Below are 13,855 nucleotides of genomic sequence, written 5' to 3'. Positions count from 1 at the left end.
GTCAGATCGCTGAGCCAAGTTGGAAGATGGGCAGGTACATCGCAACCACCAGGCCACCGACGATAACACCCAGCACCACCATGATGAACGGCTCCATCAGGCTGGTGAGGTTATCGACCATGTTGTCCACTTCGTCCTCATAGAAGCTCGCGACCTTGTCGAGCATATCGTCCAGTGCGCCGGACTCTTCGCCAATGGCGGTCATCTGAATCGCCATGTTCGGAAAGATACCGGAGGCGCGCATGGAAAAATTCAGCTGCATACCGGTCGACACGTCCTGCTTGATGCGCAGCACCGCGCGCTTGAACACGATGTTGCCAGTCGCGCCGGCCACCGAATCCAGGGCTTCCACCAGTGGCACACCTGCCGCAAAGGTAGTCGACAGCGTGCGGGCGTAACGGGCCACCGCAGACTTGTACATCAGCGTGCCAATCAGCGGCAGTTTCAGCAGCCAGGTGTCCATTCGGTCCCGAAAGGCTTGCGACGTTTTAAACGCGTGGCGCACACCGAAGATGGCCGCGATCAGCACGCCGAGCATCGCCCACCACCAGTTCTGCATGAACTCCGAGAGGCCGATGACCATCACTGTGAAGGCTGGCAATTCGGCGCCAAACCCTTTGAACACCGATTCGAACTGCGGCACCACTTTGACCAGCAGAATCCCGGTCACAATGATCGCGACGAACACCACTGCCAGTGGGTAGGTCATGGCTTTCTTGATCTTGGCCTTGAGGCTTTCGCTCTTTTCCTTATAGGTCGCCACTCTCTCCAGCAGGGTATCGAGGGCACCGGCCTGCTCGCCGGCATCGACCAGGTTGCAGTAGAGCTCATCGAAATACTGAGGCTTTTTGCGCAGGGAAGCGGCGAAGCTGTTACCCGCCGCGACTTCCTGTTTCACCTCGTCAATCAGTGTGCGCATGGCCGGGTTATCGAAGCCTTCACCGATGATGTCGAACGACTGCAACAGCGGTACGCCGGCCTTCATCATGGTCGCCATCTGCCGGGTGAACAGGGCGATGTCCTGGGCCTTGATGCGCTTGCCCATGTTGAAAATCGAGGTGGACTTCTTGCGTACCTTTCCGGGGTTGATGCCCTGCTTGCGCAACTGGGCCTTGATCAACGCAGGGTTCTGGCCGCTCAACTCGCCCGTCATTTTGGTGCCTTTGCGGTCCGTGCCTTCCCAGGCGTAGACGCTGATTTTTGCTGCTTTGACCGCCATATTCAGTCCTTGGTGACCCGGTTGATTTCTTCAAGGCTGGTGATGCCTTGCATGGCCTTGAGCAGGCCCGACGTCCGCAGGTCGTTGAAGCCGTCTTTACGCATCTGACTGTCGATTTCCAGTGAATTGCCTTCCGCCATGATCAGCCGTTGCAGGTCCTGTGTGTTCTTCACCACTTCATAAATCCCGACTCGCCCCTTGTAACCGCCGTTGCACTGATCGCAACCGACAGGCTCATAGATCGTGAATGAGCCGATGCGTTCCTCGGGGAAGCCTTCCTTGAGCAGCGCCTCCCGGGGAATCTCGATGGGTTTCTTGCAATGGCTGCACAGCTTGCGTGCCAGACGCTGGGCAATGATCAGGCTGATCGAGGTGGCAATGTTGAAACCCGGAATGCCCATGTTGTGCAGGCGAGTCAGGGTTTCGGCGGCGCTGTTGGTGTGCAGGGTCGACAGCACAAGGTGACCGGTCTGGGCGGCTTTGATGGCGATTTCGGCGGTTTCGAGGTCGCGGATCTCACCGACCATGATCACGTCCGGGTCCTGACGCAGAAATGAACGCAGCGCCTGGGCGAAATCCATTCCCTGCTTGGGATTGACGTTGACCTGGTTGATGCCTTCCATGTTGATCTCTACCGGGTCTTCGGCGGTGGAGATGTTGATGTCCACGGTGTTGAGGATATTCAGACCGGTGTAGAGCGACACAGTCTTGCCCGAACCAGTGGGGCCAGTCACCAGAATCATCCCCTGTGGCTGCTTGAGCGCGGCCATGAACAGGTCTTTCTGATCGGGCTCATAGCCGAGGGCGTCGATGCCCATTTGAGCGCTGGACGGATCGAGGATCCGGATCACCACTTTCTCGCCCCACAAGGTCGGCAGGGTGTTGACCCGGAAGTCGATGGACTTGCTCTTGGACAGGCGCATCTTGATCCGCCCGTCCTGGGGGCGGCGCCGTTCGGAAATGTCGAGGCTGGCCATGACTTTCAGTCGCGCGGCGATGCGATTGGCCAGTTGAATCGGTGGCTTGGCGACTTCACGCAGCATGCCGTCGGTGCGCATCCGCACGCGGTAGGTTTTTTCATAGGGCTCGAAATGCAGGTCGGAAGAGCCGCTCTTGATCGCGTCGAGCAGCATCTTGTGCACGAAGCGCACCACGGGTGCATCGTCGGCATCTTGTCCGCCAATGGCATCCTGTTTGTTGTCATCGATCGAGTCGATGTCCACACCATCAAGGTCGACATCGGCCATGTCTTCCAGGCCGGTGCTATGGCTGTCGAAGAATTTTTCGATGGCATCGGTGAGCTTGTCGTCTTCAACCAGAATGGCTTCGGTATTGAGCCCGGTACTGAACTGGATGTCATTGATGGCTTGATGATTGGTCGGGTCGGAAACGCCCACGAACAACTTGTTGCCGCGCCGCCAGAGGGGCAGGGTGTGGTGCTGGCGAATCAGTTTCTCGCTGACCAGACCCTTAGGTTGGGTTTCCTTGTCCAGGCAGTTGAGGTCGAGCAAGGCCATGCCGAAGTGTTCCGAAGCGATCTCGGCGACCTGGCGACTCTTCACCAGTTTGTTCTGCACCAGATAACTGACCAGGGAGATTTTGTTGCGTTGGGCTTGCTGATACGCCTGTTGCGCGCTTTTGTCAGTGAGCAGCTCGGCCAGGACCAATTGCTTGGCCAGACCGCTAAGGGCGATGTCATTCATTGGGATACCGGACGCAGACAGTTCATGACTTATAGCCTAGTCAAGCGGAGGAACCAAACCAGCGGCGTTCAGGTGACAAAAAGTGTCAGATAGTGCGGATTCTGGGGGTAGGAAAGGGCTTTGTGTTGGTCCCGTGCCTCTATAACAGGCGGGCGAAGGGCATGGCATGGACTGTGCTGTGGCTAGTTCAGATCATGAGATTTCGACTCATGCATGGAGCTTGTCTATGAAGACTCAGAAAGGTTTTACGCTTATCGAGCTGTTGATTGTGGTGGCGATCATCGGGATCCTGGCGACGTTCGCCATTCCGGCGTATTCGAAGTATCAGGCGCGGGCGAAGATGACGGCGGGTGCAGCCGAAATTTCGGCGCTCAAAGTGGGTTATGAGGACGCGGTCAACTCGGGTACTGCGGCCCCGACTGTAGCCACTTTTGCTCCAAATGCCGCCAATTCGCAGAACTGCACGATCACCGCCGTTACTGGCACTACTTCAGGCATTCTTTGCACAGTGAAAAGCCCACCAGCGGTTATTGCTGGTGCCACTGTGACACTGACTCGAGACCCAACTAATGGTTGGTCATGCGCCACCAGCGTCGGTGCCGATTTCGCGCCAGCAGGTTGCACACACCCGTAATTTGTAACGCGGTTAAAGCGGTTTGAAGTGCCTCTGTCGACAGACAGAGGCATTTTTTTAAGTGCGTATCAGACTTAAGTACAAAAACCCCGATAATTCATGGCCTTAGGCCCATGCCCAAAACCCGCAACTTGCATGTAGAAAAAATCAAAGTCATGCATTTTGCATGATTCCGAAAATCAGGTGTTTTTGTAAGCTATTGATTTATATGTATTTATTGCCTGTCTCAAAGTTGGCACAGCGTTCGCAATATCTCCAGTAACCCTGCTGACAAGACACGCAGCAGACTTTATGAAAAACAGGAGTTACTCGTATGAAGAAGTTCGCTATCGCTGCCGCTACTGCTACCGCGCTGACCCTGACCATGGCCAACGCTGCATTTGCACAGACCACCCAAACCACCCAGGCTCCGATGACTCTGGCGGCGGGTGAAGTCACCAAAGCCAAAGAAGCTACTTCCGATACCTGGATTACTACCAAGGTTAAAAGTGACCTGGTCACTGAAAAAGGCATTCCTGGCACCGACATCAAAGTCGAAACCAACAAAGGTGTTGTATCCCTGTCGTCCACCGTTGCGGTGACTGACGCTCAGAAAGCCACCGCTGTGGCCATCACCAAGAAAATCAAAGGCGTCAAAGCGGTCTCCGCTGACGGCCTGAAATCCGAATAAGGTAAGACTTCTCGCCTGGACTGGGAGAAGGCGCGACAGACGGGCCGAGCAATACGTCTGCCGCCTCAGGAGAGTTCATGCGAAAGGCCATAAGGATGTGGCCATTACAGGCCCCGGACATTCGTGTCAGGGGCCTGTTCTATTGTGGGCGACCTAAAACAACTGTGGGAGCGAGCTTGCTCGCGATTGCTGACTAACATTCGACACCTATGTTGAATGAAAGACTGCTATCGCGAGCAAGCTCGCTCCCACATTGACTGGGGCTTATATAAGATTGTGGTGGGTTCAGTTGCCGCGTTTGCTGGTGATCTGCTTCAAACGATTACCTTCAAAACGCAGGTACTGATACATCCCGCCGTTGGGCCCGTAAGTCCATTCCTCGACTTGAAACTCTTCCCGCCGGTTAGCGCTTCGCTTGTAGCCCAAAAAATCACGGCTGACCGGTTCACCGCATTTCTGCAGCACTTCACTGGACCGGTCTCCGACACTGACCAATTGACTGCCGCAGCGCAGGGTATCGGCTGCCGAGGCCTGGCTGGCGGCCATCGCCAGAGCCAGGCTCATCAGCCATTTCGCGCCCATCACTCAGCGTCCAGATGCAACGGCGTAACCACCCGACCATCACTTTGCGCTTCACCGAGGTTAGCGTCGATGAAGTACACGCGGTCATCGGCCAACTGACCTTTGTCGACCAGATAGTCCTTGATGCTGCTGGCGCGTTCCTGACCCAACTGACGCAACAGCACGTCGCTGGAGCTCCAGAACTTGATCACGTCTTCGCGCATTTTTGCCGTGCGTTCTTCCTTGCCCAGATCCTTCCACTCGGCGGGCGGCTGCGTCTTCAGGCGCGTGCGGTAGATCCCTTCCAGCAGCGGACCTTTCTCGTTATCCGGTACTTCCAGCAATGATGCCTGGGCCGGCACCTTGTCACCGCGACGCTGGAGCATTTTGTAGTAGTTGTATTGGTATTCACGTTCCAGACGTTGCTCGGCTATCAGCGGGCCATCGCTGCTGGCAGCAGCCGTGCCTTCGATTTCCAGGCGCAAGGCCGGACGTTCCTTGAGGGCCTGGGACAGTTTGACCAGTGACCCCTCGGCCTCCTTGCTCAGGTCGCTTGAGCCCGGGGCAAATGACACAGCGCCCAAATCTTCCGAACCACCTCCACTGACCAGTCCGCCAATCATTTTGAATGGCGCCGCGGCGGCTTTGACGATCAGGTTGCGCAAGGTCTGCCAGACAATCGGCATGATGCTGAACTGCGGGTTGTTCAGGTCGCCGGTCACCGGCAGCTCGATGGAAATCTTGCCGTCGACGTCCTTGAGCAACGCGATCGCCAGTTTCAGCGGCAGGCTCACGGCGTCTGGACTGTCGACTTTCTCACCCAGTTGCAGCTGCTCGACCACCACTTTGTTTTCGGCCTTGAGCTGGCCCTTGGTGATCAGGTAATGCAGGTCGAGATTGAGCCGGCCCTTGCGGATGCGGTAACCGGCGAACTTGCCGGAGTAGGGCGTGAGCGTGGTCAGTTCAACACGTTTGAAACTGGTGGCGATGTCGAGGCTGGCCATCGGGTCGAACGGGTTGACCGAGCCCTTGATGGTGACCGGTGCATAGCGGTCGACCTTGCCTTTGATGTCTACGCTGGCTGGCTTCGCCTGACGACTGTCGATGGTGCCGATTTGCCCGTTAAGCTGCTGGACGGCGGTGGCGAAATTCGGGGTCAGGCTGAAGTCGGCAAAGTTGGCCGAGCCGTCGTTGATGGCAATGCCACCAATGTGGATGCCCAGCGGTTTTTCCTTGCTGACAGGTTTGGCTGCAGCCGTTTTGGCGCCTGAGTCGGGCGGTTGCGGAATCAGCAGATCATCGATGTTAGTGGTGCGGTCATCGTTGATCATGAAGCGCGCATAAGGTTGGAACAGGTTGACCTTGTCGATCGACAGGCTGTCGCCGTGCTGATAATTCAGGCCTTCGAGCACCAACTGCTGCCACTTGAGGAAGTCGCGGGTTTTGAGGGTGTCGAGGGTATGCAGTTGATCGACCTGAGCACGGCCGGTGACGCTGAATGCCAGCGGCTCGGTGCTTTTCAGGTCGACCGCCAGATCACTGCCGAGCATGCCGCTGCGCAGTTCCAGACGAATGAACGGGTTGATATAGGACTGGGCGACGCGCAGGTCGATGTCCTTGGTTTGCACTTTTAACCTGGCGCTGACCGGGGCGAGATTGACGATACCGTCTGCCATGATCTTGCCTTGCTTGCCCACGCCCGTATCGAGCTTGAGGTTAAAAGGTGAGCCATTGAGGCTGTCGAAATTCTGCAGGTCCAGGTTCAGCGGGCCGACATCCAACGCTACGGCGGGTTGCGCCTTGCGGTCAGCCAGATGCACCTGGTAATTGCGCAGTTGCACGTCTTTGAGCAGCACTTGCCAGGGTTTGCTCGGTGGCGCCGGGTCGGGTTTCGGTGAATCGGCGGCTGCCGGGGTGCTGGCCGGTTCGGCCTTGGCTTTGACGGCTGCTTTGGACGGTTGGCTGGCGAACAGTTTCTGCCAATCGAGTTGCCCGTCGGCTTCGAGGGCGGCCCAGGTTTCCAGTTTCTGGCTGCGGATCTTGCCGACGACCACTTGCTGCTTGGCCAGGTCGACGGTGGTTTCACTGATGTCCAGACGCTCAAGCTTTGCCAGCGGTCGACCGTCTGGTGCTTTGATCGCAAACGGCGCGATGCTGACGGCGACGTTGCTCAACAGCAGTTCGGTTTCCTTGGCCAGGTTGAGTTTGTAGTCGGTGCTGAGGCTCATGACGCCGTTTTCGAGCACCAGTGGCACCGCGTCACGCACATAGGGCCAAAAGGATTTCATCTTGCCGTTGGTGATCTTCAGCTTACCTTCGGAGGCGATCGGGATCAGGCTGAAATTGCCGGTCCAGTCGATCTGTCCACCTGCCGGGCCGATAGCCACCAAGGTCATGTCGGCACTGTCTTCAGGCAGGGTACTGAGGTTTTTCAGTTCGAAGTCGAGTTTGTCGTAGAGGAATTCGATGGGTTCGCTGGGGCGTTGGTCCTGGAAGTGCACGGCACCGCCGGCCAGTTTGATCCGCTCGATGCGCAACGGGAACGGTTTGGCGTTCGGGTCGGCCGGGGTCGGCTCACTGGCGGGGATTTTGAACAGGCCAAGCAGATTGAGCTTGCCGTCCTTGCCAAAGAGGATTTCGGTCTTGGGTTTGTCTATTTCGATATCGGACAGGTGCAGCGCCTTGGTCCAGAGGCTGTCGATCTGCAAGTTGGCGTACAGGCGTTCGAAGCCGACCTGTTCCTTGCCCGGCTCGCCGATGATCAGTCCCCACAGAGTGACTTCAAGGCTGAACGGGTTGAGTTCGATCCGTTGGATCGTCGCGGGCGTCGTCGCGTAACTGGCCAATTGTTGATTGGCCACCCGTAACGCGATGCCCGGCAAAATCAGAAACCCCAGCAGGCTGTAGAGGGCTAGAGCGGTCAACAGAGCGCCAATAGCGCGAATCAATCCTTTGGGCATGTGCGGCTTCATCAGTCTGAATCGGAGTGCGTTGGAGTATGGCACGCGATTCCGGTTCCGAAGTGATCATGCTTTATAGGATTTATCTGATTTTTCGGACGAATCTCAGAGCTGCAGAATCAGGGTTTTCAGCGGCGGCTGCTCATCCATTGACGGAAAATCGCCGCCCGGTTTCATCACTGTCCACTCGCGCACCGGCCGGCCGGCTTTCTCTGCACAACGCAAAACCTGCTCGCGCCAGTCGTCCATGCTGACTTTTGCGAGGTTGTTGCAGCAGATCAGCACGCCATTGTCGGCGGTGGTCAGCAGTGCCGGCTTCAATAGGCTCTGATAGTCGCGCAGCAGGTCGACGGTGCCGAAAGCACTCTTGGCCCAGGCCGGCGGGTCCAGCAGCACCAGATCGTACTGACGCTGTTCCAGACGTTGATAGCTTGGCAGCTTCTGCCCGCGGCGCTGGCTGATCGGCAGGCCGGCCAATTGGCGGATGGCCGGGAAGTAGTCGGACTGGATGAAGTCCATGGTCGGCAACTGCGGATTGAGCAGGCCGTTCTCACGGCCGACGGCCAGGTTGCCCTCAGCGAAATCGAGGTTGCAGACTTCGCTCGCGCCACCGGCGGCAGCACTCAGGCCGACGCCACAGGTGTAGGCAAACAGGTTCAGCACACTTTTGTTTTTGCTGTGCTGCTTGACCCAGCCGCGCGTGTTGCGCAGGTCGAGGAACAGCAGCGGATCCTGGCCGGCGTGGCGACCGCGAACCCGGTAATTCAAGCCCCATTCGTGTCCGATCAAGTCTTGCAGGGCGGCCTCGTCGGCGCGGTAGACGGTGTCTTCACGATCGATTCGCGAGTTGCCACGGGAGCGATCGTTGTAGACCAGCAGCGTTTCGAGGCCCAGGTGCTGATTGATGGTGTCGTGCAGTTGCAGCAGCGCATCCCGTTCCAGCGACTGGTGAAAGCTTTGCACCAGTAATTGCGGGCCGTAGCGGTCGATCGTCAGGCCGCCGGCGCCTTCCTGGCTGCCGTGGAACAGGCGATAGCAATCAGTGCCTTGCTGATGCAGCTCGGCCAGCAGGTCCTGACGACGATCGAGGGCGGCGCGCAGCGCCTGATTCAAGGAAGACATGCTGGGCGCCTTGCAGGAGGAATTTGGCGCGGGAGTTTAACAGCTTGGCGCGGGACCGAGGTGCTGCCATCGCGAGCAAGCTCGCTCCCACATTGGTTCTATGTCGTACACAAAATAAGCGATCAACAAAGATCTCCTGTGGGAGCGAGCTTGCTCCGGGCGGCGTTCCGACGATGCTCTTGAGCTTTTTTCAGTTCAACAACCCCATACGCCGTTTGGCCCGTTGCACCGAGCCGTTACGTACCGCCCAGCGCAGCATCGGTACGCTGCGATTGACGCTGGCGCGGATCAGCTTGCGTTGCAGCGGGCTCTGGCTGACGCCGAGCATGTCACTGGCCCAGTCCGGCAGCAGGTCGATCCCGGCCTGCATCATCAAACTGCCAAAAGGTTTGGCTAAACGACTGGGAGACGGGGCGTTCAACAATAGCCGTAACACCTCTCGACTGCGCTCGTCGCACAGCAGCTGTGGACGAATGCGTTCAAGGTAATCAGCAATTTCCTGCCGCGAGCGCGGCACGTCACGGGCGCCGAGCCGTTCGGCAATCAGCGCGATTTCCGCGAAGTAACGGTCCTGATCAGCAAGGGAAAGGTTCGGATTGCGGTAACGCAAATGGGCCGCGAGGAAGTTGCTGACCTCGGCCACGTGCACCCAGGTCAACAGATCGGGATCGCTGGCGGCGTAGGGCCGGCCATCCGTTGCTGTGCCGGTCACTTGCAGGTGGATGGCGCGGACTTTCTCGATCAGCCAGTCGGCGTCCTTCCGCGAACCGAAGGTGGTGCCGGAAATGAACTGCCCGGTGCGGCGCAGTCGGCCGATCATGTCCTCGCGGAAATTCGAATGGTCCCAGACCCCGGACAGGGCCAGTGGATGCAGTGCTTGCAGCATCAGGGCGCTGATGCCGCCGATCAGCATGCTGCTGAAGTCGCCATGCACTTGCCAGCTCACCGAATCGGGCCCGAACAGGCCGGGATCGCCCTTGGGGTTTTCCAGGTCGAGTTTGCCCAGAGACAGACCGGTCAGGCTCATGATCTGGGTTTCGATGCGGGTTCGAATGAATTCCATGGCGACTCAGTGGCGGAAAAGGAGGCGCGGCCATTAACGGCCGCGCAGGCTTTTGAAACAAGCGATTATTGGTTCAGGCGTTTATCGACCAACTCCTGGACCACGCTCGGGTCAGCCAGGGTCGAGGTGTCGCCCAGGCTGTCCAGTTCGTTGCAGGCGATCTTGCGCAGAATGCGCCGCATGATCTTGCCCGAACGGGTTTTCGGCAAGGCCGGCGCCCACTGGATCAGGTCCGGTTTGGCGAAGCTGCCGATTTCCTCGCTGACGTGAGCCAGCAGTGCTTTCTTCAGTTCGTCACTGGGTTCGGTGCCGTTCATGGGGGTGACGAAGGCATAGATGCCCTGACCCTTGACGTCGTGCGGGTAACCGACCACCGCCGCTTCGGCGATGCTGTCGTGCAGCACCAATGCGCTTTCCACTTCTGCGGTGCCGATGCGGTGCCCGGAGACGTTGATCACGTCGTCGATGCGTCCGGTAATCCAATAGTCACCGTCTTCATCGCGCCGGGCGCCGTCGCCGGTGAAGTAGTAACCGGGGTAGGGCTTGAAGTAGGTGTCGACCATGCGTTGCGGGTCGCCGTAGACGCTGCGGATCTGCGCCGGCCAGCTGGATTTGATCGCCAGCACGCCGCTGCCGGCGCCTTTGATTTCCTTGCCCACTTCATCGAGAAGCACCGGCTGAACGCCGAACATCGGTTGCGTGGCGCAGCCGGGTTTGATCCGTTGAGCGCTGACCAGAGGGCTGAGCATGATGCCGCCGGTTTCGGTCTGCCACCAGGTATCGACGATTGGGCAACGCTGTTCGCCGACGGCATTGAAGTACCACTCCCATGCTTCCGGGTTGATCGGCTCACCGACACTGCCGAGTAATCTGAGGCTCGCGCGGGAAGTTTCCTTCAACGGTTCGGGGCCTTCACGCATCAGGGAGCGCAGGGCGGTCGGGGCGGTATAGAAAATGTTCACATGGTGCTTGTCGATCACCTGCCAGAAGCGCGAGCTGCTCGGGTAGCTCGGCACGCCTTCGAAGATCAGCGTGGTCGCACCGTTGGCCAACGGACCGTAGACGATGTAGCTGTGGCCGGTGACCCAGCCGACATCGGCGGTGCACCAGAAGACTTCGTCGTCGCGGTAGTCGAGCACGTACTTGAAGGTCATCGCCGCTTGCAGCAGGTAGCCGCCGGTGGTGTGCAGCACGCCTTTGGGTTTGCCGGTGCTGCCGGAGGTGTAGAGGATAAACAGCGGGTCTTCGGCGTCCATCGGTTCAGGCGGGCAATCGTCACTGACGTCGCGCAGCGCCTGGTGATACCAAATGTCCCGGCCCTCGACCCAGTCCACTTCGCCCTGAGTGCGCTCGACCACGATGACGGTGCTGACGTTCGGGCAACTGAGTAGCGCTTTGTCGACCTTCTGCTTGAGCGGCACGACTTTACCGCCGCGCACGCCTTCATCGGCGGTGATCACGGTGCGGCAGTCGGCATCGAGAATCCGGTCACGCACAGAGTCCGGGGAGAAACCACCGAACACCACCGAATGCACTGCACCAATGCGCGTGCAGGCGAGCATGGCGTAGGCGGCTTCGGGGATCATCGGCATGTAGATGCACACGCGGTCGCCTTTCTTCACGCCACGGCTTTTGAGCACGTTGGCCAGGCGACAGACGTTGTGATGAAGTTTTTTGTAGCTGATCTGCGCGGATTCGGCGGGGTCGTCGCCTTCCCAGATGATCGCGATTTGATCGCCGCGCTTTTCCAGGTGACGGTCGATGCAGTTGTAACTGACATTCAACTTTGCGCCGGCGAACCAGCTCGCCTCACCGGTTTTCAGGTTATAGCGCTGGACGGTATCCCACGGCTTGCTCCAGTCGAGAAAGCGTGTGGCCTGTTCTGCCCAGAAGGTGGTGGGATGGTCGACGGATTGGCGGTACAGGCGCTTGTAGTCGTCTTGACTCAAATTTGCAGCCCGGCGGACGGCATCGGCTTGGGGGAACGTGCTGATATCGAACATGACGGTTCCTTATTCTTGTTTTGCGACAAGAGGGGAGCTGCGCGACCCTCGTAGGAGCTGCCGAAGGCTGCGATCTTTTGATCTTGTTTTTAACAATCTAAATCAAAAGATCGCAGCCTTCGGCAGCTCCTACAGTGATAGCGCACGCCACCGATTTTGCGGGAAACCCGGTGCCGTGGAACTGTCGATGTTGCAAGTAGAAGGGGCGGGTAAGCCGCCCCTTCAGCCTATCACCCGCGGTGACGACCGCGGAAGTAGTTGATCAGGCCTTGGGTAGAAGCATCGTCAGCCGGGGTTTCTTCGCTGCCGACCAGGCGGTTGTAGACGCCTTTGCCCAGTTCTTTACCCAGCTCCACGCCCCACTGGTCGAAGGCGTTGATGCCCCAGATCACGCTTTGCACGAAGACTTTGTGTTCGTACATTGCCACCAATGCGCCAAGACGACGCGGGCTGATGCGTTCGACCACCAACGTATTGCTTGGACGGTTGCCCGGGATCACCTTGTGAGGCGCGAGTTTCTGCACGTCTTCTTCGCTCAAGCCTTTGTCGCGCAGCTCGGTTTCGGCCTCGGCAAGGGTCTTGCCCAGCATCAATGCCTGGCTTTGCGACAGGCAGTTGGCGTACAGCCACTGGTGGTGGTCGGACACCGGGTTGAAGCTGACGATCGGCACGATGAAGTCGGCCGGGATCAGTTGAGTGCCCTGGTGCAGCAACTGGTGGTAAGCATGCTGACCGTTGCAGCCGACGCCGCCCCAGATCACCGGGCCTGTGTCGGTGGACACCGGAGTGCCGTCCTGACGCACGCTCTTGCCGTTGGATTCCATGTCCAGCTGTTGCAAGTGCTTGGTGATGTTGCGCAGGTAGTGGTCGTACGGCAGGATCGCGTGGCTCTGTGCACCCCAGAAGTTGCCGTACCAGACGCCGAGCAGGGCCAGCAACACCGGCATGTTCTGTTCGAACGGTGCGCTCTGGAAATGCTGGTCCATGGTGTAGGCACCGGACAGCAGCTCCTTGAAGTTCGACATGCCGATGGCCAGGGCAATCGGCAAGCCGATGGCCGACCACAGCGAGTAACGGCCGCCAACCCAGTCCCACATCGGGAAGATGTTTTCTTCGCGGATCCCGAATGCCACTGCCGCTGCATTGTTGCTGGAGACGGCGATGAAGTGACGGTACAGCTCGGCTTCCGAACCACCCTGAGCCAGATACCAGGCGCGTGCGGCCTGGGCATTCTTCAGGGTTTCGAGGGTGTTGAAGGATTTCGACGAAACGATGAACAGCGTGGTTTCGGCACGCAGCTTCATGGTCAGTTCGTGGAACTCACTGCCGTCGATGTTCGCCAGGTAATGGCAGCGCACGCCCTTCTGGGCGTAGGACAGCAGCGCTTCGGAGACCAGCTCCGGGCCGAGGAACGAGCCACCGATGCCGATGTTCACCACGTCAGTGATCGGCTTCTCGGAGTAACCGCGCCACAAACCGTCGTGGATACGGCCCACGAGGTCGGTGATCTGGTTCAGGACCTTGTGCACTTCCGGCATCACGTTGACGCCGTTGACCTTCAGCTTGTCGCCGACCGGACGGCGCAGGGCGGTGTGCAAGGCCGGACGACCTTCGGAGGAGTTGACGATTTCGCCTTCGAACAGCGCTTTGATCGCGCCTTGGAGGTCGACTTCGTTGGCCAGGCATACCAGCAGATCGCGGGTCTGGGCGTTGATCAGGTTCTTCGAGTAGTCGAGAAACAGGCCGCAGCTGCTGAGGGTGAATTGGGTAAAGCGCTGCGGATCGGCATTAAAGGCTTCGCGCATGCTGAAATCTTGCATGGCTTGGCGGTGGTCATTCAACGCTTGCCAGGCGGGCAGAGCGGTAACGTCTTGAGGGGTGCGGTAATACGCCATCGCTGCGGGTTTCCTTTTTACTTGA

General features: G+C 58.5%; 10 protein-coding genes. 2 read left to right on the top strand and 8 right to left on the bottom strand.

All coding sequences use genetic code 11. The annotated features are described in order from the left end of the window. Window position 1 precedes the first annotated feature (1 nt). Both VD17_RS03675 and pilB read right to left on the bottom strand, forming a co-directional pair. On the bottom strand, window positions 2-1,219 hold the full coding sequence (locus VD17_RS03675) for a type II secretion system F family protein (protein WP_046052728.1): 1,218 nt from the start codon (window positions 1,217-1,219) through the stop codon (window positions 2-4). A gap of 2 nt (window positions 1,220-1,221) precedes the next feature. After that, a complete protein-coding gene (pilB, locus tag VD17_RS03670) occupies window positions 1,222-2,922 on the bottom strand; it encodes a type IV-A pilus assembly ATPase PilB (RefSeq protein WP_046052727.1) in 1,701 nt (566 codons plus the stop codon). A 226-nt stretch (window positions 2,923-3,148) separates the two neighbouring features. Here pilB and VD17_RS03665 point away from each other — a divergent pair, with 226 nt between their 5' ends. Together VD17_RS03665 and VD17_RS03660 are read left to right on the top strand one after the other, a co-directional pair. Then, window positions 3,149-3,556, top strand: coding sequence for a pilin (locus VD17_RS03665; protein WP_046052726.1), 408 nt, complete (start codon window positions 3,149-3,151; stop codon window positions 3,554-3,556). Between the two features lie 313 nt (window positions 3,557-3,869). After that, window positions 3,870-4,226, top strand: a complete 357-nt coding sequence (locus VD17_RS03660; RefSeq protein WP_046052725.1) for a BON domain-containing protein — start codon at window positions 3,870-3,872, stop codon at window positions 4,224-4,226. Window positions 4,227-4,511: 285 nt separating this feature from the next. Here the strand turns inward: VD17_RS03660 and VD17_RS03655 are convergent, their stop codons facing one another. From VD17_RS03655 to pgi, 6 genes are all read right to left on the bottom strand, one after another. After that, window positions 4,512-4,808 (bottom strand): DUF2845 domain-containing protein, encoded by a 297-nt coding sequence (locus VD17_RS03655; RefSeq protein WP_046052724.1) that lies wholly within the window; start codon window positions 4,806-4,808, stop codon window positions 4,512-4,514. Then, a complete protein-coding gene (locus VD17_RS03650) occupies window positions 4,808-7,747 on the bottom strand; it encodes a DUF748 domain-containing protein (protein WP_046052723.1) in 2,940 nt (979 codons plus the stop codon). Before VD17_RS03650 ends, VD17_RS03655 begins: the two co-directional genes overlap by 1 nt. A gap of 105 nt (window positions 7,748-7,852) precedes the next feature. After that, complete coding sequence (locus VD17_RS03645) at window positions 7,853-8,869, bottom strand: class I SAM-dependent rRNA methyltransferase (protein WP_008153314.1); 1,017 nt, start codon at window positions 8,867-8,869, stop codon at window positions 7,853-7,855. 190 nt (window positions 8,870-9,059) lie between these two features. Then, window positions 9,060-9,932 (bottom strand): oxygenase MpaB family protein, encoded by an 873-nt coding sequence (locus tag VD17_RS03640; RefSeq protein ID WP_046052722.1) that lies wholly within the window; start codon window positions 9,930-9,932, stop codon window positions 9,060-9,062. A 65-nt stretch (window positions 9,933-9,997) separates the two neighbouring features. Continuing rightward, the gene (gene acs, locus VD17_RS03635; protein WP_046052721.1) at window positions 9,998-11,935 is read right to left on the bottom strand and encodes an acetate--CoA ligase; all 1,938 of its coding nucleotides are present in this window, start codon (window positions 11,933-11,935) and stop codon (window positions 9,998-10,000) included. A 230-nt stretch (window positions 11,936-12,165) separates the two neighbouring features. Further along, the gene (pgi, locus tag VD17_RS03630; protein ID WP_046052720.1) at window positions 12,166-13,830 is read right to left on the bottom strand and encodes a glucose-6-phosphate isomerase; all 1,665 of its coding nucleotides are present in this window, start codon (window positions 13,828-13,830) and stop codon (window positions 12,166-12,168) included. Between the last annotated feature and the right edge of the window lie 25 nt (window positions 13,831-13,855).

Source organism: Pseudomonas fluorescens, assembly GCF_000968015.1.
Classification (GTDB): Bacteria; Pseudomonadota; Gammaproteobacteria; order Pseudomonadales; family Pseudomonadaceae; genus Aquipseudomonas; species Aquipseudomonas fluorescens_W.
The sequence above is the reverse complement of the archived record's forward strand: the minus strand, read 5'-3'. Positions and strand labels throughout refer to the sequence as shown.

Bases quoted from the DNA above. Each gene is read 5' to 3' on its own strand.
- pgi (WP_046052720.1), bottom strand. From the start codon at position 13,830: ATGGCGTATTACCGCACCCCTCAAGACGTTACCGCTCTGCCCGCCTGG.
- VD17_RS03645 (WP_008153314.1), bottom strand. From the start codon at position 8,869: ATGTCTTCCTTGAATCAGGCGCTGCGCGCCGCCCTCGATCGTCGTCAG.
- pilB (WP_046052727.1), bottom strand. From the start codon at position 2,922: ATGAATGACATCGCCCTTAGCGGTCTGGCCAAGCAATTGGTCCTGGCC.
- acs (WP_046052721.1), bottom strand. From the start codon at position 11,935: ATGTTCGATATCAGCACGTTCCCCCAAGCCGATGCCGTCCGCCGGGCT.
- VD17_RS03640 (WP_046052722.1), bottom strand. From the start codon at position 9,932: ATGGAATTCATTCGAACCCGCATCGAAACCCAGATCATGAGCCTGACC.
- VD17_RS03660 (WP_046052725.1), top strand. From the start codon at position 3,870: ATGAAGAAGTTCGCTATCGCTGCCGCTACTGCTACCGCGCTGACCCTG.
- VD17_RS03675 (WP_046052728.1), bottom strand. From the start codon at position 1,219: ATGGCGGTCAAAGCAGCAAAAATCAGCGTCTACGCCTGGGAAGGCACG.
- VD17_RS03655 (WP_046052724.1), bottom strand. From the start codon at position 4,808: ATGGGCGCGAAATGGCTGATGAGCCTGGCTCTGGCGATGGCCGCCAGC.
- VD17_RS03650 (WP_046052723.1), bottom strand. From the start codon at position 7,747: ATGCCCAAAGGATTGATTCGCGCTATTGGCGCTCTGTTGACCGCTCTA.
- VD17_RS03665 (WP_046052726.1), top strand. From the start codon at position 3,149: ATGAAGACTCAGAAAGGTTTTACGCTTATCGAGCTGTTGATTGTGGTG.